Source organism: Candidatus Tisiphia endosymbiont of Nemotelus uliginosus (assembly GCF_964264755.1).
Taxonomy (GTDB): domain Bacteria; phylum Pseudomonadota; class Alphaproteobacteria; order Rickettsiales; family Rickettsiaceae; genus Tisiphia.
The window spans coordinates 1,298,073-1,317,456 of sequence record NZ_OZ183481.1 but is presented as its reverse complement, the minus strand read 5'-3'; the positions used below and the strand labels follow the sequence as shown (position 1 = coordinate 1,317,456).

Annotated in this window: 28 protein-coding genes and 3 tRNA genes; 30 read left to right on the top strand and 1 reads right to left on the bottom strand. The window is 34.5% G+C overall.

The features are described from left to right. Positions 1–332: 332 nt before the first annotated feature. From ACFELW_RS06705 to ACFELW_RS06685, 5 genes are all read left to right on the top strand, one after another. Complete coding sequence (locus ACFELW_RS06705) at positions 333–1,238, top strand: hypothetical protein (RefSeq protein ID WP_375330015.1); 906 nt, start codon at positions 333–335, stop codon at positions 1,236–1,238. Between the two features lie 43 nt (positions 1,239–1,281). Beyond that, on the top strand, positions 1,282–2,040 hold the full coding sequence (locus ACFELW_RS06700; protein WP_375330014.1) for a hypothetical protein: 759 nt from the start codon (positions 1,282–1,284) through the stop codon (positions 2,038–2,040). Between the two features lie 156 nt (positions 2,041–2,196). Then, the gene (locus ACFELW_RS06695; protein ID WP_375330013.1) at positions 2,197–4,770 is read left to right on the top strand and encodes a Sca4 family protein; all 2,574 of its coding nucleotides are present in this window, start codon (positions 2,197–2,199) and stop codon (positions 4,768–4,770) included. 229 nt (positions 4,771–4,999) lie between these two features. Beyond that, positions 5,000–5,085, top strand: a tRNA-Leu gene (locus ACFELW_RS06690). Between the two features lie 26 nt (positions 5,086–5,111). Beyond that, entirely contained in the window at positions 5,112–5,684 is a 573-nt protein-coding gene (locus ACFELW_RS06685; RefSeq protein ID WP_375330012.1) for a NifU family protein, read from the top strand. A 12-nt stretch (positions 5,685–5,696) separates the two neighbouring features. On the opposite strand, the gene rlmB is transcribed toward ACFELW_RS06685, so the two are convergent. Continuing rightward, positions 5,697–6,428, bottom strand: a complete 732-nt coding sequence (gene rlmB, locus ACFELW_RS06680) for a 23S rRNA (guanosine(2251)-2'-O)-methyltransferase RlmB (RefSeq protein WP_341759459.1) — start codon at positions 6,426–6,428, stop codon at positions 5,697–5,699. Positions 6,429–6,717: 289 nt separating this feature from the next. Between rlmB and ACFELW_RS06675 the strand changes: the two genes are divergently transcribed. The 25 genes from ACFELW_RS06675 (at position 6,718) to secY (ending at position 19,250) form a co-directional block, all read left to right on the top strand. Beyond that, positions 6,718–6,803, top strand: a tRNA-Tyr gene (locus ACFELW_RS06675). 21 nt (positions 6,804–6,824) lie between these two features. Beyond that, a tRNA-Gly gene (locus tag ACFELW_RS06670) sits at positions 6,825–6,898 on the top strand. Positions 6,899–6,985: 87 nt separating this feature from the next. Beyond that, on the top strand, positions 6,986–8,170 hold the full coding sequence (gene tuf, locus ACFELW_RS06665) for an elongation factor Tu (RefSeq protein WP_375330011.1): 1,185 nt from the start codon (positions 6,986–6,988) through the stop codon (positions 8,168–8,170). Positions 8,171–8,335: 165 nt separating this feature from the next. Then, complete coding sequence (rpsJ, locus tag ACFELW_RS06660; protein ID WP_094648885.1) at positions 8,336–8,659, top strand: 30S ribosomal protein S10; 324 nt, start codon at positions 8,336–8,338, stop codon at positions 8,657–8,659. After that, positions 8,659–9,309, top strand: coding sequence for a 50S ribosomal protein L3 (gene rplC / locus ACFELW_RS06655; RefSeq protein WP_341759897.1), 651 nt, complete (start codon positions 8,659–8,661; stop codon positions 9,307–9,309). The genes rpsJ and rplC overlap by 1 nt, the downstream gene beginning before the upstream one ends. Positions 9,310–9,314: 5 nt before the next feature. Continuing rightward, positions 9,315–9,938, top strand: a complete 624-nt coding sequence (gene rplD, locus ACFELW_RS06650) for a 50S ribosomal protein L4 (RefSeq protein WP_094648887.1) — start codon at positions 9,315–9,317, stop codon at positions 9,936–9,938. Beyond that, entirely contained in the window at positions 9,935–10,231 is a 297-nt protein-coding gene (locus ACFELW_RS06645) for a 50S ribosomal protein L23 (RefSeq protein ID WP_094648888.1), read from the top strand. The genes rplD and ACFELW_RS06645 overlap by 4 nt, the downstream gene beginning before the upstream one ends. A gap of 1 nt (position 10,232) precedes the next feature. Then, the gene (rplB, locus tag ACFELW_RS06640; RefSeq protein WP_375330010.1) at positions 10,233–11,054 is read left to right on the top strand and encodes a 50S ribosomal protein L2; all 822 of its coding nucleotides are present in this window, start codon (positions 10,233–10,235) and stop codon (positions 11,052–11,054) included. A gap of 13 nt (positions 11,055–11,067) precedes the next feature. Then, entirely contained in the window at positions 11,068–11,346 is a 279-nt protein-coding gene (gene rpsS, locus ACFELW_RS06635; protein WP_094648890.1) for a 30S ribosomal protein S19, read from the top strand. A gap of 2 nt (positions 11,347–11,348) precedes the next feature. Then, positions 11,349–11,708: a 50S ribosomal protein L22 gene (gene rplV, locus ACFELW_RS06630; RefSeq protein WP_094648891.1), complete on the top strand. Its 360-nt coding sequence runs from the start codon at positions 11,349–11,351 to the stop codon at positions 11,706–11,708. 3 nt (positions 11,709–11,711) lie between these two features. Further along, positions 11,712–12,368: a 30S ribosomal protein S3 gene (gene rpsC / locus ACFELW_RS06625; protein ID WP_375330009.1), complete on the top strand. Its 657-nt coding sequence runs from the start codon at positions 11,712–11,714 to the stop codon at positions 12,366–12,368. A 15-nt stretch (positions 12,369–12,383) separates the two neighbouring features. Next, positions 12,384–12,794: a 50S ribosomal protein L16 gene (rplP, locus tag ACFELW_RS06620; RefSeq protein WP_341750563.1), complete on the top strand. Its 411-nt coding sequence runs from the start codon at positions 12,384–12,386 to the stop codon at positions 12,792–12,794. After that, positions 12,787–12,999, top strand: coding sequence for a 50S ribosomal protein L29 (gene rpmC, locus ACFELW_RS06615; RefSeq protein ID WP_094648894.1), 213 nt, complete (start codon positions 12,787–12,789; stop codon positions 12,997–12,999). Before rplP ends, rpmC begins: the two co-directional genes overlap by 8 nt. Positions 13,000–13,003: 4 nt before the next feature. Then, positions 13,004–13,249, top strand: coding sequence for a 30S ribosomal protein S17 (gene rpsQ / locus ACFELW_RS06610; RefSeq protein WP_341750565.1), 246 nt, complete (start codon positions 13,004–13,006; stop codon positions 13,247–13,249). 288 nt (positions 13,250–13,537) lie between these two features. After that, entirely contained in the window at positions 13,538–13,906 is a 369-nt protein-coding gene (rplN, locus tag ACFELW_RS06605; RefSeq protein WP_341759455.1) for a 50S ribosomal protein L14, read from the top strand. Further along, positions 13,906–14,235, top strand: a complete 330-nt coding sequence (gene rplX, locus ACFELW_RS06600; RefSeq protein ID WP_094648897.1) for a 50S ribosomal protein L24 — start codon at positions 13,906–13,908, stop codon at positions 14,233–14,235. The genes rplN and rplX overlap by 1 nt, the downstream gene beginning before the upstream one ends. A gap of 2 nt (positions 14,236–14,237) precedes the next feature. Continuing rightward, positions 14,238–14,777 carry a 50S ribosomal protein L5 gene (gene rplE, locus ACFELW_RS06595; protein ID WP_094648924.1) on the top strand — a complete coding sequence of 180 codons (540 nt, stop codon included), beginning with the start codon at positions 14,238–14,240 and terminating at the stop codon, positions 14,775–14,777. 16 nt (positions 14,778–14,793) lie between these two features. Continuing rightward, positions 14,794–15,099 carry a 30S ribosomal protein S14 gene (rpsN, locus tag ACFELW_RS06590; RefSeq protein ID WP_341759454.1) on the top strand — a complete coding sequence of 102 codons (306 nt, stop codon included), beginning with the start codon at positions 14,794–14,796 and terminating at the stop codon, positions 15,097–15,099. Positions 15,100–15,115: 16 nt separating this feature from the next. Continuing rightward, positions 15,116–15,514, top strand: coding sequence for a 30S ribosomal protein S8 (gene rpsH, locus ACFELW_RS06585; protein ID WP_094648899.1), 399 nt, complete (start codon positions 15,116–15,118; stop codon positions 15,512–15,514). Positions 15,515–15,523: 9 nt separating this feature from the next. Then, a complete protein-coding gene (gene rplF / locus ACFELW_RS06580; protein WP_341749199.1) occupies positions 15,524–16,057 on the top strand; it encodes a 50S ribosomal protein L6 in 534 nt (177 codons plus the stop codon). Positions 16,058–16,080: 23 nt separating this feature from the next. Further along, the gene (gene rplR / locus ACFELW_RS06575; protein ID WP_094648901.1) at positions 16,081–16,437 is read left to right on the top strand and encodes a 50S ribosomal protein L18; all 357 of its coding nucleotides are present in this window, start codon (positions 16,081–16,083) and stop codon (positions 16,435–16,437) included. Positions 16,438–16,452: 15 nt separating this feature from the next. Beyond that, on the top strand, positions 16,453–16,995 hold the full coding sequence (gene rpsE / locus ACFELW_RS06570) for a 30S ribosomal protein S5 (RefSeq protein ID WP_094648902.1): 543 nt from the start codon (positions 16,453–16,455) through the stop codon (positions 16,993–16,995). Positions 16,996–17,290: 295 nt separating this feature from the next. Beyond that, a complete protein-coding gene (gene rpmD / locus ACFELW_RS06565) occupies positions 17,291–17,479 on the top strand; it encodes a 50S ribosomal protein L30 (protein WP_375330537.1) in 189 nt (62 codons plus the stop codon). A 10-nt stretch (positions 17,480–17,489) separates the two neighbouring features. Next, the gene (gene rplO / locus ACFELW_RS06560; protein ID WP_375330008.1) at positions 17,490–17,945 is read left to right on the top strand and encodes a 50S ribosomal protein L15; all 456 of its coding nucleotides are present in this window, start codon (positions 17,490–17,492) and stop codon (positions 17,943–17,945) included. A 3-nt stretch (positions 17,946–17,948) separates the two neighbouring features. Continuing rightward, the gene (secY, locus tag ACFELW_RS06555) at positions 17,949–19,250 is read left to right on the top strand and encodes a preprotein translocase subunit SecY (protein WP_341759453.1); all 1,302 of its coding nucleotides are present in this window, start codon (positions 17,949–17,951) and stop codon (positions 19,248–19,250) included. Positions 19,251–19,384: the final 134 nt, after the last annotated feature.

Below are 19,384 nucleotides of genomic sequence, written 5' to 3'. Positions count from 1 at the left end.
ACGTTTTGTACTTTAGTCTTTTTCCATGAACTCTCACAATCTTTATGACAGACTCAAAAAGGGTCAAATATTGGAAAAATAGAAAAAGACATAAAGTCTTAGAAAACAAGCTTTATAAGAAAACTAGTTCGTATAATAAACGCACTATGGTGATTTATCTCACCTATCACACCTGTAGACCAATATCAACCATGCTTTACTTTGTGGTATATTATTTAAATTGATAATCCCGTTTCTATAACTTCATCAGGAATTGCTGACTTTTTGCTATATTATAGACAACTATTTTACACTATAATATACTTGTATAAATTAAATCATAGGTAAATAAAATGTCATTACCAGAACCTACAGAAATTTTATCCAAAATAGCCCAATTTCAAGCAGAAATAACAAGTGAGCAAAATATATTTAATGAAGCTGATATAGTCTGTAAATCACTGCAAAGAGATCTAAAAAACAAGCAAATAGAGTTAAAAAGTTTAAAAGAGAATTTGCAAGAACAAGATAATGATGCATCAGAACTGTTACAAAGGCTTTGGCAGCAGCAGGAAGGAATTAAAAGACAGTTGTCTGATTGGTCAGAAAATGGAATAAAAAAAGCCATCGAAGAGCAGACTACCACGTTAAAGACACAATTGAATGAAATTGAATCAAAATATAAAGATATTAGAACAGAGATTAGTGCAAGAGAAAAGTTCAATTTGTTTTTACAAGGGAACATTGATTTGATGGATCGAGATACAAGAGCTGAATTTTCTCAACTGGTTGGAGAAGGTGATAAACAAAAATTACTCAAAGAAAATTCTCAAGATATTGCAGCTTTAAATGTTATGATAACAGACCTAGAGAAGGAACATGAAAGTTTAACAAAGCAAGAACAGAAATTAAAGGACTACTCTTTCTCTGATAATTTAGCAGATGATGCCGAACTACAAAGATTATTCGAGGAACGACAAGCAGATATAACAAAAAAAATAGATAATATTATATCGCAGCAAGATGATAGTGAGCTAAAGAAGCAATATGAAAATGTCAAACTCCAGGAAGAAGAAATAAAATTAATCCAGAATCAAATAGAAGAAAAGAATCAAATTATTAAACAAACCAAGCAGAAAGAAGAAGAGTTGTTTGCCAAATTAGAGCAATTGCAACAAGAGTCTTCAATTCCCCAGTTTAGTTCAAAACAAGAGAGAAGAAATAGTCAATCAATATCCTATATTACAAGAAAGAACTAATGATGTTATCGCATCGATTAAACATCAAATTGAGCTTAATAAATTGAATGATCTGATAGAACAGCAAGGAGATAAGATTAATATTGAAAAAGATAGAGCAGATAGTTTAGCCCAGCAATTAGAGAAATTAAAATTATCTGCAGATGAACAAATAAGAGGTAATCTAATAGTAATAAAAGAACTCCGGGAAAAGATAAAAGGATTGGAGGAAGAAAAAGAGCAACAACTTATAACACCTCAAGGTCCTAATTGGGCAGAAGAGCTAGAAAGGATAGGTGAAGCAAATAAACTTGTACAGCTAGAAAAGCAGATAGGTGAGTTAACCAAAGAGAATGGCGACTTAAAAGGTAGATTAGAAGCATTAGAAACACTTAGTGCAGAAAAAGATGAGAAGTTAAAGGTAGTAGAAGAAGGGTATAGAAAGGAACTTAGTAAACAATTAGCACAGACCGCAATAGATGTAGCAAAACTACAGGTGGAAAATGAGGAATTATCGAATCTACAAACTCAACTAAAATCAGAGCAACAAGGTAGGCAGGAAGAGCTAGAGGGAAAGCAGCAAGAGTTGAACAAGTCCCAAAAAGAATTATCCGACGCTAGAGACGAAGTAAATAAAACCAAAGAATTATATGGAAAAGAAGAGGAGCAAACTAAAAAATTACAAACTCAAGTGGGCGAGTTAACCAAGTCTTATGGTGACTTGCAAAATGAGTTAAAGGTAGAAAAAGAAAAGCATAAAGTGGAACTTAATAGGCAATTAGCAGAGCTACAAGCGGAAAATAAGGAATTATCGAATCTGTGAACCCAACTGCAATCACAACAGCAAGAGAAACAGAAAGAGCTAAACAAATCCCAAGAAGAATTAGCTAATGCTAGAGACAAACTAGAGAACACCAATAAAAAATTACAAACTCAGGAGGGCGAGTTAACTAATGCTCAGCAACAGTTCACGACTAAATTGGAAGAAGCAGAAAATCAGCTAAAGGCACTTAGTGCAAATAAGGATTTAGAGTATAATAAGTTAAATGCAGAAAAAGAAAGGCTTGAGGTAAAACTTAAGAAACAATCAGAGCAAGCCGAAGCAGGCGTAACAGAGTTACGAGAGCTAAGTGAGAAATTATCGAATCTACAAACTCAACTAAAATCAGAGCAACAAGGTAGGCAGGAAGAGCTAGAGGGAAAGCAGCAAGAGTTGAACAAGTCCCAAAAAGAATTATCCGACGCTAGAGACGAAGTAAATAAAACCAAAGAATTATATGGAAAAGAAGAGGAGCAAACTAAAAAATTACAAACTCAAGTGGGCGAGTTAACCAAGTCTTATGGTGACTTGCAAAATGAGTTAAAGGTAGAAAAAGAAAAGCATAAAGAGGAACTTAATAGGCAATTAGCAGAGCTACAAGCGGAAAATAAGGAATTATCGAATCTGGGAACCCAACTGCAATCACAACAGCAAGAGAAACAGAAAGAGCTAAACAAATCCCAAGAAGAATTAGCCAATGCTAGAGACAAACTAGAGAACACCAATAAAAAATTACAAACTCAGGAGGGCGAGTTAACTAATGCTCAGCAACAGTTCACGACTAAATTGGAAGAAGCAGAAAATCAGCTAAAGGCACTTAGTGCAAATAAGGATTTAGAGTATAATAAGTTAAATGCAGAAAAAGAAAGGCTTGAGGTAAAACTTAAGAAACAATCAGAGCAAGCCGAAGCAGGCGTAACAGAGTTACGAGAGCTAAGTGAGAAATTATCGAATCTACAAACTCAACTAGAATCAGAGCAACAAGGTAGGCAAGAAGAGCTAGAGGGAAAGCAACAAGAGTTGAACAAATCCCAAAAAGAATTATCCGACGCTAGAGACGAAGTAAATAAAACCAAAGAATTATATGGAAAAGAAGAGGAGCAAACTAAAAAATTACAAACTCAAGTGGGCGAGTTAACCAAGTCTTATGGTGACTTGCAAAATGAGTTAAAGGTAGAAAAAGAAAAGCATAAAGAGGAACTTAATAGGCAATTAGCAGAGCTACAAGCGGAAAATAAGGAATTATCGAATCTGGGAACCCAACTGCAATCACAACAGCAAGAGAAACAGAAAGAGCTAAACAAATCCCAAGAAGAATTAGCCAATGCTAGAGACAAACTAGAGAACACCAATAAAAAATTACAAACTCAGGAGGGCGAGTTAACTAATGCTCAGCAACAGTTCACGACTAAATTAGAAGAAGCAGAAAAAAATGCAAAAAATCAGCTAGAGGCACTTAGTGTAGAGAAAGATTTAGTGTATAATGAATTAAAGGCAGAAAAAGACAGTCTTGAAAATGAGCTTGATAAACAATCTAAGGTTGCTGCTGAACAGGCTCAAGAGAACCGAAAGAATGCAAGTAGGATAACAGAGCTTGAATCCCAAAATGCTGAACTTTTAGCTCAGTTAGCAAGTTTAAATGTTAAGGTGGAGACAAGTGAAATTGAGATGCAAACGGATGAGGTTCTTAGCAATGAGATGAGGTCAGTAGGTACGGGAACAGAGCCGGTTATGGGTAGTGGTGTGTCAACTAAGGAAGCTATGACTAATACGACAGAGGTAATTATTCAGGAACAGACAGTATCTCCTATAACTGAAAGACAAACTATTGATAAAATGTTATTTCACGATAATGATGATGATAAAATATTGCAGGCTTTTAAAAAATTGTCAAGAGATCAAGTTCAGCCGATTATTGATAAATGTGGGTTGGAATCTGGCAGCAATTTTGCTAAATTTGCCAAAGAAGATGTCAATAAATTATCTGAGGTATTTCAGGATACACAAATATTGCGAGATATAGAAAATATTGAACAAAAAGGTTATGCGGATATTCATAAAGAATTTGCATCTGAGTATAAAGATATTATATGGCAAAGTAAAGATGCAGAGAAAAGCTTTAGTTTACAACAAAATGGTAAGGATGTTGCTATAATAAGTGAGAAAAAATTGAGTTATGATAACGATGTTGAATATAAAACTAGTGATGGAGAATCAATTAAAAATGCTCGTACGGTAAATATACCGTTATCTATGGATATTAAGGGATCGTGCCATATGTCTTTTGCCGTACAAGATACAAATGGACGTAGTATTAGTAAAGAAAATGCTGTATATTTAACTGCTCACTATAATAATGGTAAATTAGTGCATCTAACCAAGCCTACAGAAATATTTGCTTGTTCTGATGATAAGAATTCACCTTTATATTTAAAACGTGATGGTAAGATATATACTTTACCAGTAAATAAATATGCCCTTGAACAGCTTGAGAAAGAAGTTCTTAAAAACAAAGGAGAATATGTAGGAATAGTTAAAAATGCTTCTGGTGCTATTGTTAGTATAAATTCAGGTGCTTCTCAAGATGGACGATCTGAGAGGTTAAAAGATGATGCTAGTTTTAAGATAGCATCTCAAGTATTACATGCTAATGCTACCCATACCACCAATAGTCCTATAGATAGGAAAGTTTTGCCTAAAAAACATAGCCAATATACTAATAGAGGCGTTTAGTGTCAGGGGGTGTAATGGGAATAATGGTCTGTAGGAGTGGCTTTGTACAAAAATATTACTGCAATTTACATTTTGAATTTATAATTATGGGTAATTTATAAAAATACTTGCTTTTTGATGTTTTTTTTATTAGTCTGTGCAATCTTCACAGAATCTACGTGAATTTGGAATAGCAGATTATTTCAAATGTGGTTAGCTGTGTAAGTAGTCAGGATTGAACTAACTTACTGCCCGCGTGATGGAATGGTAGACATAACGGACTTAAAATCCGTGGGGTGCAAGCCCTTGCCAGTTCAAGTCTGGCCGCGGGTACCATTTGTTTTTTATCAAGGAAGATGTATATGTTTATTCAAACTGAAATTACTCCTAATCCTAATGCAATAAAATTTTTTCCTAATATACCCATTAGCCCTAATCAACCTTTTCATTTTAGTAATCTTGATGAGGTAAGGGGTAAAAGCAGTTTGGTAGTTCAATTATTCGGTGTAAATAACATAAAATCGGTATTTCTTGGTAGTGACTTTATTACTATTACTAAGGAAGAAGAAAGTGATTGGCTGGTTTTAAAACCTGAGATTTTAATGATTATGATGGATCATTTTACTTCTGGTTTTACTGTGTTTGATGTGCAAAATAATATATCTACTGATAAATCTAGTGTAAATGATTTGGACGAGATGTCTGAAGTTGAACAGCAGATTATAGAAATTATTGAAACACGTGTACGTCCTTCGGTTGCCATGGATGGAGGTGATATAATATATCGAGGATTTGAAAATGGAGTGGTAAAATTAGAGCTTCGCGGAGCTTGCCATGGCTGTCCTAGTTCGAGTATTACTTTAAAAAATGGTATTGAGTCAATGCTTAAGCACTTTATTCCTGAGGTAGAATCGGTTGAAGCTGTAGAAGATTAAGATATTAGGGGTCTATCTTATTAATGAGGTTAAATAAAACAATATTGCCGCAGCATTTGAAACATTTAGGCTTTCTACTTTACTGGAAATTGGGATTTTAACCAGATAATCGCATTGCTCTTTAACTAGCCGCCTTATTCCTTTATCTTCAGACCCAAGTATTATTGCCATTTTATCTGAAAATATTTTATTATCTAAGGATTGGGTTGCTTTACCATCCAGACCAATAATCCAAAACCCATGTTTCTTTAGATATTCTATTGACCGCCTTAAATTAGTTACCTTAACCATTTGTACTAGTTCCAAAGCTCCAGAAGCTGTTTTTGCTATAGTGGCATTTTCATCTGGGGCATTATCGGCGGGTAATATTATGGCTGTGATACCAAAAGAAGCCGCACTACGAATAATAGCACCAATATTTTGTGGATCGGTTACTTGATCTAAAATAGCTACTTTACAATTGGCAGTAGTTATGTCAATATCTTCAATATGATTAGAGAAAATGCTTTTAACGTTAGCGGCTATTCCCTGATGATTATGATTTGGACCAAGAAGGCGTGTTAAGGAATCTGTGTTGGTAATTTCATATTGATGATTAGATATTAAATTTTTGTTCAAATTAAAAATATCTTCTGTACATAAAACTCTTTGAATATGACGTTTTGGATTACTTAGTGCTGCAAATACTGGATGTTTGCCATATATGTAGTAGAAATCTTTAGAAATCTTAGATTTATTTCTCATCTTATTAGAACCTGCAGTAATTTATTCTTGACACAAACTACTATTTATTATAGAAAGTTACAACTAGATAAACGTTCTAAGTTGCTGTGAATAAAATTTTAATAGAAATTATTAGTATAGATTTTAGCTATAGTTTTATTATTTGTTGATTTTTATCGAGTATATATAAGTTTAATATTAGCTTATTAGAAGACTCAAGAAAAGGGCGAAGAAGATTTATTGGCATTTACACTAATTTATATTGTGCTTTACTTTTAATTAGGCTATTTAATGCTTGCGTGAATTCTTTGGAGGAGTGGTCGAGTGGTCAATGGCAGCGGACTGTAAATCCGCCCGCGTGAGCGTACGAAGGTTCGAATCCTTCTTCCTCCACCACAGATTGGTTAGGTGAAATACGCGGGTGTAGCTCAATGGTAGAGCTCCAGCCTTCCAAGCTGGCCACGTGGGTTCGATTCCCATCACCCGCTCCAAAACTATTGGTGATAATTGGAAATTGGATAAATTTGTTATTTTTATTGTTAAATTTGTATTAAATCTTAAATTGTGGAGAATGAATTATGGCAAAGGTAAAATTTGAGAGGGACCTGCCCCATTGTAACGTAGGTACTATAGGACACGTGGATCATGGCAAAACTTCTTTAACAGCTGCAATAACTTTAGTATTGTCAAAAGAAGGTGGTGCTAAGGCTACTAACTATGATGAAATTGATGCTGCTCCTGAAGAGAAGACAAGGGGTATAACTATTGCTACTGCCCATGTTGAATATAAAACTAAAAAAAGGCATTATGCTCACGTTGACTGTCCTGGTCACGCAGATTATGTAAAAAATATGATAACCGGTGCTTCTCAAACTGATGGTGCTATATTAGTGGTATCTGCTTGTGATGGTCCAATGCCCCAAACAAGGGAACACATAGTGCTTGCTAAGCAAGTAGGTGTGCCTACAATGGTTGTTTTCTTGAATAAAGTTGATATGGTTGACGACCCAGAGTTAGTTGACTTAGTAGAAATGGAAGTCAGAGAGCTTCTTTCAATGTATGGTTTTCCTGGAGATGAGATACCAGTTATCAGGGGGTCAGCTTTGCAGGCTTTAGAAGGGAAACCTGAAGGTGAAGCTGCGATCAGAGAATTGATGAATGCTATTGATGAATATATACCTCAGCCTAAGAGAGATACAGATAAACCATTATTAATGCCAATAGAAGATGTATTTTCTATTGCTGGAAGAGGGACTGTTATTACTGGTAGAATTGAAAAAGGTGTAATAAAAGTTGGTGATGAGGTAGAGATTGTCGGTATAAGGGATACTCAAAAAACTACTTGTACTGGTGTGGAAATGTTTAAGAAAATGTTGGATCAAGGTGAAGCTGGTGACAATGTTGGTATATTGCTACGTGGAACTAAAAGAGAGGAGGTATGTAGAGGACAGGTACTATCTAAACCTGGGAGCATAACTCCGCATACTGAATTTGAAGCTGAGGCTTACGTGCTTACCACTAAAGAAGGTGGTCGTCATACAGCGTTTACCGATAAATATCGTCCACAGTTTTATTTTAGAACTACTGACGTGACTGGGGAGATTGCTTTAAAAGATGGTAAAACGATGGTTATGCCTGGTGATAATGCGAATTTGCATATTACATTGATTTCTCCGATAGCTATGGAAGAAGGCGTACGTTTTGCTATCCGTGAAGGCGGTAAGACAGTAGGAGCTGGGGTAGTATCAAAAATTATAAAATAACATAGAAATAATCATTCTGAAATAATTTAGGATGATTATTTTTTAATGGCTAGGCAAAATGCTTTTAATTGAACTTGCCTCAAGTTGTGTTTGCAAAAAATTTGAGCAAGTCTGTTAAAGAAGCGTATTTTGGATGGTCGGGCTGTTTATAAAAAGGTTTAGTTAATGAAAAATAATCAAAAAATTAAAATTCGTCTAAAGTCATTTGATCACCGTTCGCTTGAGCAAGGTACTAGAGAGATAGTAGGGGCTGTTAAAAGAACTGGTGCAGATATAATTGGTCCAATTCCGCTTCCAAGGACAATTGAAAGATTTACCGTTAATAGGTCTCCACATGTCAATAAGAAATCAAGGGAGCAATTTGAGATTAGAATTCAGAAAAGGCTTTTAATAATAAGTTATCCAACCCCTCAGACTGTTGATGCTTTAAAGAAAGTTGATTTGCCTGCTGGTGTTGATGTTGAGATTAAGTTAGAGAGTATTGAGTGATGAGAACCGGTTTAATCGCTAGAAAAATTGGCATGAGTTCAATTTTTAATGAAAAGGGAGAGAGAACTACCGTTACTTTTCTGCAAGTTGAAGATTGTCAAGTAGTGGGACAAAAGACCCAAGAAAGGGATGGTTATAACGCCTTGGTTGTTGGGGTAAAGGATAAGAAATTATCTAAAGTAACAAAGCCAATGAGGCAAGTATTTGCTAATGCTAACGTTGCACCAAAACAAAAATTGAAGGAATTCAGAATTTCTGCTTCTTTTTTCATTGATATAGGTTCTACATTGCGAGTTGATCATTTTGTTGTTGGGCAGTTTGTAGATGTTGTAGGTACTACTATTGGTAAAGGTTTTGCTGGTAGTATGAAGAGGCACAATTTTAGAGGGCTTGAAGCTTCACATGGTGTATCTGTGTCTCATCGTTCACATGGTTCTACTGGTGGTAGACAAGACCCTGGTAAGGTATTTAAGAATAAGAAAATGGCCGGACACATGGGGAGTACAAGAGTTACTATTCAGAACTTGAAGATAGTTGATACTAATATAGAAAAAGGTATAATCATAGTTAGTGGTAATGTCCCAGGCTCGAAAGGATCTTATGTCTACATTAAGGATGCTATTAAGAAAACCATTACAGCTGCAGGATAAACTATATGAAAGCTAAATTATTAAATCTTGAAAATGAAGTTGTTGGTGAGGTTGATTTAGATCATGAAGTATTTGCCATAGACTTTGTTAGACAAGATATTATCAAGCTTGTTGTTGATTGGCAAAGAGCGAAAGCTATGGCTGGTACACATCAAACGAAGACAGTATCGCAAGTATCTGGTACTACAAAGAAACCTTTTAAGCAAAAAGGTACCGGTAATGCAAGGCAGGGGTCTTTAATATCTGTACAAATGAGGGGCGGTGGGGTTTCTCACGGTCCAGTAGTAAGGAGTCATGCTACAAAATTACCAAAGAAAGTTAGAAAACTTGGTTTAAAACATGCATTGTCAGAAAAATTGACAGAAGGGAAATTGTTAATATTAGATTCTTTAAAATTAGATGAATCAAAAACTTCTAATCTTGCAAAATTATTAAATAATTTTCATGGTAAGAGTTATTTTATTGTTAGTGGTAATGAAGTTGATACTAATTTTTCTTTGGCAGTACAAAATATTCCTAATACTATTTCGGTACCACAAATTGGTACAAATGTTTATGATATAATACGCCATGATTATGTTTTGTTATCAAGAGAAGCTGTAGATGCTTTAGAAAAGAGGTTGAAGTGAAATCTTATAAACATTATGATCTTATTAGGAATCCTGTGATCACTGAGAAGAGCAATATTTTATCTGAACAAAATAAGTTTACTTTTCATGTTGCTGATAGTGCTGAAAAGGCTTCTATCAAGACAGCTATTGAGAAAATTTTTGAGGTTAAGGTTAAAAAAGTTAACATCATGAATGTAAAAGGTAAGAAAAAAAGATTCAAAGGTGTTAACGGTAGACAATCAGATCAAAAGAAGGCTATCGTGACGCTAGAAAAAGATTATACTATTGATTTTACTGGGGGTATTAAATAAAATGGCTTTAAAAAAGTTTAATCCAGTTACTCCATCTCTTAGAGAATTAATACAGGTTGATAAATCTGATCTTTGGAAGGGTAAACCTCATAAACCTTTGACTAAAGGTTTATGTAAGACTGGTGGTAGAAATAATCTTGGTAGAACTACTTCTTGGCATAGAGGAGGGGGGCATAAAAGGCTTTATCGTATAATTGATTTTAAAAGAAATAAGCAAGATATATTCGCTACAGTTGAAAGAATAGAGTATGATCCTAATAGAACCTCTTTCATTGCTCTGATTAAATTTGATGATGGTGAGTATTCTTATATTATAGCACCACAAAATCTTGTTGTAGGCGATAGAATAGTGTCAAGCGATAATGCTGACATAAAAGTTGGAAATTGTTTATCTTTGAAATCTATCCCTATTGGGACTACTTTGCATAATGTGGAAATGAAAATTGGCAAAGGTGGTCAGATTGCAAGATCGGCGGGGACTTCGGTTAATTTAGTAGGTAAGGATTCGGGTTATGCTCAGATCAAACTTCGGTCTGGAGAATTTAGGTTGGTGCCGTTAGATTGTAAAGCTACGGTGGGTGTTGTCTCAAATCCCGATCAAAAAAATACAAATTTGGGTAAGGCTGGAAGAAATAGATGGTTAGGTTGGAGACCGCATGTTCGTGGTGTTGCAATGAATCCAGTTGATCACCCACATGGTGGTGGAGAGGGAAAAACTTCTGGTGGTCGTCATCCGGTGACTCCATGGGGCTTCCCAACTAAGGGTAAGAAAACCCGTAAGAATAAGTCTACATCAAAGTTTATTATTAAGAGAAGAAAATAATTAGGTAGTAATTATGGCACGTTCAGTTTGGAAGGGACCTTTTGTAGATGGTTATCTGATAAAAAAAGTACAAAAATTGATTGAGTCCGGTAAATCAGAAATGATTCAGACTTGGTCTAGGAGGTCAACAATTTTACCATTTTTTGTTGGAGTAACATTTGCTGTGCATAATGGAAATAAATTTATACCTGTCACTGTCAGTGAAGAAATGGTTGGTAAAAAATTAGGTGAATTTTCTCCAACTAGAACTTTCCATGGTCATGGGGCAGATAAAAAAGTTAAGAGAAAATAAATATGGTAAAGGTGAATAAAGGTTCGACTACAGCAATTGCTAAGTCTCTTAGAGTGAGTCCAAGGAAATTGAATTTGGTTGCAACTTCTATTAGGAATATGAAAGTATCGGAAGCTATGGTTCAGCTTACCTTTTCCCCGAAAAGAATTGCTAAAGATGTAAAAAAATGTTTACAGTCTGCTGTTGCTAATGCTGAGAATAACTTTGGTTTAGATATTGATGCGTTGTTTGTTACTTCTGCAACGGTAGGTAAGGCATTGGTAATGAAAAGAATTATGCCAAGAGCTAAAGGAAGAGCAACAAGGATTAATAAATTTTTTAGTAATTTATATATTACAGTTACTGAAGTTGAGGGGAAGTAAAATATGGGGCAAAAAGTTAATCCGCATGGCTTTAGAGTTGGTCCAACATTAATTAAAGGTTGGGACTCAGTGCTATATGCTGAAAAGCAGTATAAAGTTCTTTTTATTCAAGATTTAGAGGTTAGAAATCTGATTAATAAAAACTATATGCAAGCACAAGTTAGTAGAGTGTTAATAGAAAGACCTTCTAATAAAAGTGTTATAATTAATATTTTTGCTAAAAAGCCTGGTGTTATTATAGGTAAAAGTGGTAACGACATTGATAAATTAAAAAAACATGTCCAAAAAATTACCTGTTTAGAAGAAATATATATTAACATACATGAAGTAAAGAAACCTAATATAGACGCTGGTATTATTGCTCAAACGATTGCTGTGCAGCTTGAGAAAAGAGTGTCTTTTAGAAAAGCTATGAAAACCGCTATTCAAGCTTGCTTTAAGCAAGGAGGGTTAGGTATAAAAGTTGCTTGTTCTGGGCGTTTGGCTGGAGCTGAAATAGCAAGAACAGAATGGTATAGAGAAGGTAGAGTACCTTTGCATACTTTGAGAGCTGATATTGACTATGCAACTGCTGAAGCTATGACAACTTATGGAGTTATAGGTATAAAGATTTGGGTCTATAGGGGTGATCATGTGGAAAATAGAAAGAAACATAATTAATTTTGAAGTAAGATAATGTTAGCTCCGAAAAAACAAAAATTTAGAAAAGCACATAAAGGAAGAGTTTCCTCAAAGGCGAAATCTGGCACTATGCTAGCTTTTGGTTCTTTTGGCTTGAAATCGTTAGATGGTTTAAGGGTTACTGCAAGGCAAATAGAGGCAGCAAGAAAGGCAGCTGTTCGTTGTATGAAAAGGCAGGGTAGGTTATGGATTAAGATTTTTCCTGATTTGCCTGTGTCAAAGAAGCCTGCGGAAGTTAGAATGGGTAAAGGAAAAGGCTCTACTGAATTTTTTGCAGTAAGGGTATCACCTGGCAGAATTATGTTTGAAGTTGAAGGGGTTACAGATGATGTAGCTACTAGGGCACTTGAGCTTGCTAGTGCCAAATTGCCTGTAAGAACAAGGATAGTGAGGCGTTATGAGTAAATTGGGGTTATCACCAAAGGAGTTGGTTGGACAAACCATGGAGGAACTCCACGAAAAAAGAATTTTGTTTAAAAAAGAGCTTTTTAATCTAAGGTTTCAAAAAACTTTAGGTGAATTAGAAAATACTAGTAGGTTTTCTTTTGTAAAAAAAACAATAGCTCGTATTAATACAGAATTAACCACAAGATCAAAAACTGGAGAATAGAAAAATGCCGAGAAGAGTGTTGCAGGGCGTTGTTGTGAGTTCAAAAACCGATAAAACTATTACAGTTAAAGTGGAACGTAGGTTTAAGCATCCTATGTATAAAAAAATTGTAAAAGTTTCTAAGAAATATGCTGCTCATGATCCAGAAAATATGTATAAGGATGGTGATAAAGTTAGTATAGTTGAAAGTCGCCCTATATCTAAGACTAAGTCTTGGGTGGTGTTAGGGGATGTTAAGGTGTCACTTTAATGATAGATTTAACCGTGCGGTTTTTTCTTAGTATAAATGTTGTAAACCTACTTATTAAAAAGTATACTAAAGTGATTGGAAGAATTGCTTTTTGGAAATATCAAGGACTCGCATATTCACGTACCTCATGTACGTTGTGTGTACTCACCTCTCATTTCCAAATCCAATTTTCCAGATCATTTTAGTATATTCTGGCACAAGTTGGAGAATGATGAGTTTTATTCTTTGACTTTGTTATTTAGGTTGTTTATTTTGTTGCGTTATTAAATTCTCAAGTGGAAGTAAGTTATGATTCAGATGCAGAGCATCTTAGATGTTGCGGATAACTCTGGTGCTAAAAAAATTATGTGTATTAAAGTGCTTGGTGGTTCACATCACATGATAGCAAATCTTGGGGATGTTATTGTAGTATCTATAAAAGAGTCGTTGCCAAGTGGAAAAGTAAAGAAAGGTGACGTACATAGAGCTCTAATTGTTAGAACAAAAAAGGGTGTTAGAAGAGCAGATGGTAGTACAATTAAATTTGATTCCAATGCAGTAGTACTTTTGAATAAACAGGGAGAGCCGATAGGTACGAGGGTTTTTGGTCCTGTAACTAGAGAATTAAGGGCAAAAAAATTCGTTAAGATTATGTCGTTGGCAGAAGAGGTATTGTAATGGTTAAGTTAAAAATCAAGAAAGGTGATGAAGTTATTGTTATCACCGGAAAAAATAAAGGAAAAAAGGGTAAAGTGTTAAAAGTTTTCCCAGAACAAAATAGAGCCATTGTTTCAGGGGTAAATATTGCTCGCAAGCATGTTAAGCCAAGTAAAGCAAGTGAAGGTGGCATAGTTTCAAAGGAATTATCAATACATATATCCAATGTTGCTCATGTAGACCCTAAGACAGGTACTGGTACAAAAATTGCTTTTAAATTTCTAGATGATGGTTCTAAAGTAAGAGTAGCTAAGAAGTCTGGTGAAATTATCAGCAAGGAAGGTAAGTAATGTTGTTCAGGTTTAAAGATTTATACGGTAAAGAGATTATCCCAAGCTTACAAAAAAAGTTTGCCTATGATAATAAACATCAGATACCTAAGGTTATAAAAATTGTTGTTAATATGGGAGTTGGTGAAACGGTTGCTGATTCTAAGATAATTAATCATGCTGTTAATGATCTAACTTTAATTTCAGGGCAAAAGCCTTTGGTAACTGAGGCAAAGAAGTCTATTGCTACTTTTAAACTTCGTGAAGGTATGAAAGTTGGTTGCAAAGTTACTTTGCGTAAAGATAGAATGTATGATTTTCTTGAAAGGCTAGTACTTGTTGCTCTACCACGTATAAAAGAGTTTAGAGGCTTTTCAAGTAAAAGTTTTGATGGTAGAGGTAATTTTACTTTTGGGATAAAAGAGCAAATTGTTTTTCCAGAGATTAATTACGATAAGATAGATGTAATTCGTGGTATGGATATTACGATTGTTACAAGTGCTACAAATAATGAAGAGGGTAAATCATTACTTTCAGGCTTTAATTTGCCTTTTTATAATTAATTTTTGAAGAAAGAAGATGGCTAAAGTAAGTTCTATAAAAAAGAATAATAGAAGAAGAAAGATGGCACAAAGTTTGTATAATAAGCGTGCTAAGTTAAGAGACAAGATTTACGACAAAAATTTATCTTTAGAAGAGAGATTTTCGCTAGTGATGGTTCTGGCTAAGTTACCTAGGAATTCAGCTATGAATAGAGTTAGAAATAGGTGTGAACTTACTGGGCGTCCAAGAGGAGTGTACAGTAAATTTGGTTTATCACGAAATAAGCTGAGAGAGCTTGGTAGTAAGGGATTGGTTCCTGGTTTAGTTAAAGCAAGTTGGTAAAAAGTAGGTTTATCGTATGTCAATGACAGATAATATAGCAGATATGTTGACTAGAATTAGAAATGGTCAAAAAAGTAAATTGATGAGTATATCTCTACCTTCTTCAAAAATAAAATGTGCCATTTTGGATGTTTTAAAAAAAGAAGGTTATATCAAAGAGTATGTAGTTGTTAAGAATGATAATATAAGTCACATTGAGGTGGATTTAAAATATTCTGTTAATGGAAAACCTGCTATACGTGAAATAAATAGAGTTTCAAAACCAGGTAAGAGGATTTATTCTTCCATTGATAAATTAAAAGGATATTATAACAATATGGGTATTTATATTCTTTCTACTTCTAGAGGCGTGTTATCTGATAGAGAAGCACATAGCCAAAAGATTGGCGGTGAAGTAATTTGTAAAGTGTTTTAAGGTATAAAAATGTCACGTGTTGGAAAATTGCCAGTCCCTGTACCTGAAGGGGTAAAAGTTGAGCTTGATGGGTTGAAAGTCAATGTTGTCGGTCCTAAGGGAGAATTATCAAAGACTTTTGCCGGGAATATAGCAATTTCATTGCAAGATAATCAGCTTGTTGTTAAACCATTAGCAGAGACTAAAAGTGCTAGGTCTATGTGGGGTACGGCACGAAGTATAATAAATGGTATGATGAAAGGTGTTAGTGAAGGTTTTACAGAAGAGCTTGAAATAAATGGTGTTGGTTATAAGGCTTTGGTGAAAGATAAATATTTAAACTTAATGCTCGCTAAAAGTCATAATACTAAAATCGAGATACCTCAGAATATAAAAGTTACCGCTCCTAAACAAAATCAGATTATATTGCAAAGTGTTGATAAAGAAAAACTAGGTCAGTTTATATCAATTATTATAAAGCAGAGACCGCCTGAGCCATATAAGGGTAAAGGTATTAAACGTAAGGGTCAGTATGTTCAAAGAAAAGAAGGTAAGAAAAACTAAAATTTAAGGGTTAAAAGTTAAGTATGCGTAGTTCAAAGTTAAGATTTGAGACAAGAAAGGCTAGAGTACGGTCTAAGATATCAAAGGTATCAAACAGAATCAGATTGTCTATTTTTAAATCTGGAAAGCATATATATGCACAAGTTATAGATGACAAACAGTCAATTACTATTGCTTCTGCTTCAACCTTGGATAAAGAAATTAGACAGTTAAAAAAATCTAGCTGTAATGTTGGTACAGCTACAAAAGTAGGTGAGTTGATAGGAGAAAGAGCATCGCTTAAAGGAGTGCAAGAGGTTGTATTTGATAAGGGTGGTTATAAATATCACGGTGTTGTTAAGGCATTGGCTGATGCAGCAAGAAAGAAAATAAATTTCTAATTTTAGGTTTAAGAAATGGCTAAAGCTAAAAAAAATATGGGTGAAGCATTAACCGAAACTTTGGTGGATGTAAACAGAGTTACTAAAGTAGTAAAAGGTGGAAGAAAATTCTCTTTTTCTGCTTGTATTGTAGCTGGTGACAAATCCGGTAAGGTTGGTTATGGTCATGGTAAGGCGAAAGAGGTAACAGAGGCTAGAGCTAAGGCTACCCAAGAAGCAAGGAAAGATATGATTAGGGTTCCTCTTTATCAGAGTAGAACCATTCACCATGATGTTATTGGTAAAAGTGGAGCAGCAAAGGTCATTTTAAGAAGAGCCAAGGCGGGTACTGGTGTTATTGCTGGTGGTGCTATGAGGGCTATTTTTGATTCTTTAGGGGTTCATGATATTGTTGCTAAATCTTTAGGGTCTAGTAATGTATATGCAATGATTGCTGCGACTTTTGATGCGTTATCTCAACTTTCTTCTCCAAAGAATATTGCTGAAAGGAGAGGGAAGAACTTAAATGAGATATCGACTCAGTCTATAAAAGGGCAACAAGAAGTAATATCAGAATAATTTGAGCTATATTCTTTAGGGGGCTGATAAAAAGATATCGCAATTGTGGAAGACCAGTGAAATCTGGGATGAGGCGAATCAAACTGGGCTATTAGTGAGCAGTCACTTAGAGTGAGTTATTTTAGTGGCATGAAGCATTAGACCTCCTGCAAAACTCTATGCCTATAAGTAGGCGAGCGGTGAGTGATGACGTCACCAACTTTCCATCAATTGACTATAGCTATAGTTTCTTGTTAAAGTAATGTTATAAGTAATAATTGGGTTGTAGAAATTTATGAATAGTGGTAAAGAAAAAATGAATGATGCAAAAGTTAAAGTTACCCAAATTGGTAGTACTATAGGTCGTAAATATGATCAAGAAGAAACCTTGATAGGCTTGGGTTTAAATAAAATGCATAAATCTGTTATTTTAAAAGATACAAGCTCTATTAGAGGGATGATCAGAAAGGTACAACATTTATTAAAAGTAGAAAATATAAATTAGAGTTTATAAAATGAAGTTAAATGAGTTATCTAACAATTTTGGTGCCAAGAGAGATAAAAAAAGGGTAGGACGCGGTATTGGGTGCGGTAAAGGCAAAACATGCGGTAGAGGTGTTAAGGGTCAAAAATCTAGATCTGGTGTAGCTATCAAGGGTTTTGAAGGCGGGCAGATGCCAATGATTAAAAGATTACCAAAGAGAGGGTTTAATTGTCCTAGTTCTAAGAAATATAATGTAGTGAATATTGCCGATATAGAATTTTTAATATCAGAAAGTCGTTTGAATTCAGCGGAAGTTATCACAAAAGATAAGTTAGTTGAAGTAGGGTTAATTAAGAATAGTAAGTTGTTGGTTAAATTATTATCTGTTAGCAGCGGTGAATTTAATAGTCCCTTATCGTTTCAATTAGATGCTTATTCGGCATCTGCTAAAAAGATAATTGAGCAAGTTGGTGGTCAAATATTGTAATTTATGAGCTTAAAATCCACACAAAAATCTAATAAAGACTTAGCTAATAGAGTTATTTTTACTATTCTAGCTCTTATAATATGTAGATTTGGTTCATTTATTCCTATAGCGGGTATTGATTCGGTTGCGTTGAGCAGTGTGGCTGAACAAAACCAATCTGGTTTACTTGGTATGTTTAACATGCTATCTGGTGGTTCTCTAGGTAGGATGTCTATTTTTGCTTTAGCAATTATGCCATATATAACTGCATCAATTATTATTCAATTGATGTCAATAATTTACAAGCCGTTAGAGAATTTAAAAAAAGAAGGTGAGGCTGGTAAAAGAAAAATCAATCAGTTATCTAGATATTTAACTGTTTTATTAGCTTCTTTTCAGGCGTATGGTGTGGCAATAAGTTTGGAACATGTTGTAACTAATGTAGGTCCTGTAGTGATTATACCTGGGCTTTTTTTCAAGGTTACTACTGTTATAACCTTAGTTGTAGGTACTATGTTCTTAATGTGGCTTGGTGAACAGATTACTGGTAGAGGTATTGGTAATGGCTCCTCATTGATTATATTTATAGGTATAGTATCTGGAGTACCAAGTGCTATTATAAGTATGTTTGAGTTGTCAAGAAGTGGAGGATTGTCTCCTATCGTGGTGATGGCTATTTGTTTAGGAGTTATTTTGATTATAGCCATGATAATTTTCTTTGAGAAGGCTCAAAGGAAAGTTTTGGTACAATATCCAAAAAGACAGGTTGGTAATAAGATTTATGGTGGTGATTCAACTCATATGCCTCTTAAGCTTAACACTGCTGGGGTAATACCACCAATATTTGCTAGTGCAATTTTATTGTTTCCGGTAACAATAGCTAATTTTTCTAGCAATAATTCGGAAATTATGAATTTAGTAACTTTCCATTTAGGGCATGGAAAACCTCTATATATTTTGTTGTATGTTGCGTTGATAATGTTTTTTAGCTTTTTTTATACAGCAATAGTTTTTAATTCAGAAGAAACAGCAAATAATTTGAGGAAATATGGGGCATATATTCCTGGAAAAAGACCTGGTAAAAATACTTCGGAATATTTTGATTATTTGCTAACTAGATTAACTGTCATAGGTGGTATATATCTAAGTTTTATATGTATAGTTCCTGAAATGTTAATGAATAAATATTCTGTATCTTTTGCTTTAGGGGGAACAAGTTTTTTAATTGTTGTTAATGTTGTTTTAGATACATTTGCCCAAATTCAAACTCATTTATTTAGCAATAGATATGAGGGGTTAATAAAAAAAATGAAATTAAAAAACTAAAACTTGATTAGTGTCATATCTGCGTAAGCAGGTATCTAGATTCCGCACTGAAGCGGGAATGACAATAGTAGTCTGGAATGATAAATTTTGCGTTTAAAGATAGATGTTGTGATTTGGATATATTCAAATTTCCT

What these genes read in the sequence shown, in the direction of transcription:
- rpsC (WP_375330009.1), top strand. Translation starts at nt 11,712, where the DNA reads ATGGGGCAAAAAGTTAATCCGCATGGCTTTAGAGTTGGTCCAACATTA.
- ACFELW_RS06685 (WP_375330012.1), top strand. Translation starts at nt 5,112, where the DNA reads ATGTTTATTCAAACTGAAATTACTCCTAATCCTAATGCAATAAAATTT.
- tuf (WP_375330011.1), top strand. Translation starts at nt 6,986, where the DNA reads ATGGCAAAGGTAAAATTTGAGAGGGACCTGCCCCATTGTAACGTAGGT.
- rplO (WP_375330008.1), top strand. Translation starts at nt 17,490, where the DNA reads ATGAAGTTAAATGAGTTATCTAACAATTTTGGTGCCAAGAGAGATAAA.
- rpsQ (WP_341750565.1), top strand. Translation starts at nt 13,004, where the DNA reads ATGCCGAGAAGAGTGTTGCAGGGCGTTGTTGTGAGTTCAAAAACCGAT.
- rplF (WP_341749199.1), top strand. Translation starts at nt 15,524, where the DNA reads ATGTCACGTGTTGGAAAATTGCCAGTCCCTGTACCTGAAGGGGTAAAA.
- rpsS (WP_094648890.1), top strand. Translation starts at nt 11,068, where the DNA reads ATGGCACGTTCAGTTTGGAAGGGACCTTTTGTAGATGGTTATCTGATA.
- rplD (WP_094648887.1), top strand. Translation starts at nt 9,315, where the DNA reads ATGAAAGCTAAATTATTAAATCTTGAAAATGAAGTTGTTGGTGAGGTT.
- rpmD (WP_375330537.1), top strand. Translation starts at nt 17,291, where the DNA reads ATGAATGATGCAAAAGTTAAAGTTACCCAAATTGGTAGTACTATAGGT.
- rpsE (WP_094648902.1), top strand. Translation starts at nt 16,453, where the DNA reads ATGGCTAAAGCTAAAAAAAATATGGGTGAAGCATTAACCGAAACTTTG.
- rpsN (WP_341759454.1), top strand. Translation starts at nt 14,794, where the DNA reads ATGGCTAAAGTAAGTTCTATAAAAAAGAATAATAGAAGAAGAAAGATG.
- ACFELW_RS06705 (WP_375330015.1), top strand. Translation starts at nt 333, where the DNA reads ATGTCATTACCAGAACCTACAGAAATTTTATCCAAAATAGCCCAATTT.
- rpmC (WP_094648894.1), top strand. Translation starts at nt 12,787, where the DNA reads ATGAGTAAATTGGGGTTATCACCAAAGGAGTTGGTTGGACAAACCATG.
- rplB (WP_375330010.1), top strand. Translation starts at nt 10,233, where the DNA reads ATGGCTTTAAAAAAGTTTAATCCAGTTACTCCATCTCTTAGAGAATTA.
- rplR (WP_094648901.1), top strand. Translation starts at nt 16,081, where the DNA reads ATGCGTAGTTCAAAGTTAAGATTTGAGACAAGAAAGGCTAGAGTACGG.
- rplV (WP_094648891.1), top strand. Translation starts at nt 11,349, where the DNA reads ATGGTAAAGGTGAATAAAGGTTCGACTACAGCAATTGCTAAGTCTCTT.
- rlmB (WP_341759459.1), bottom strand. Translation starts at nt 6,428, where the DNA reads ATGAGAAATAAATCTAAGATTTCTAAAGATTTCTACTACATATATGGC.
- rpsJ (WP_094648885.1), top strand. Translation starts at nt 8,336, where the DNA reads ATGAAAAATAATCAAAAAATTAAAATTCGTCTAAAGTCATTTGATCAC.
- rplP (WP_341750563.1), top strand. Translation starts at nt 12,384, where the DNA reads ATGTTAGCTCCGAAAAAACAAAAATTTAGAAAAGCACATAAAGGAAGA.
- rpsH (WP_094648899.1), top strand. Translation starts at nt 15,116, where the DNA reads ATGTCAATGACAGATAATATAGCAGATATGTTGACTAGAATTAGAAAT.
- rplX (WP_094648897.1), top strand. Translation starts at nt 13,906, where the DNA reads ATGGTTAAGTTAAAAATCAAGAAAGGTGATGAAGTTATTGTTATCACC.
- rplN (WP_341759455.1), top strand. Translation starts at nt 13,538, where the DNA reads ATGATTCAGATGCAGAGCATCTTAGATGTTGCGGATAACTCTGGTGCT.
- secY (WP_341759453.1), top strand. Translation starts at nt 17,949, where the DNA reads ATGAGCTTAAAATCCACACAAAAATCTAATAAAGACTTAGCTAATAGA.
- rplC (WP_341759897.1), top strand. Translation starts at nt 8,659, where the DNA reads ATGAGAACCGGTTTAATCGCTAGAAAAATTGGCATGAGTTCAATTTTT.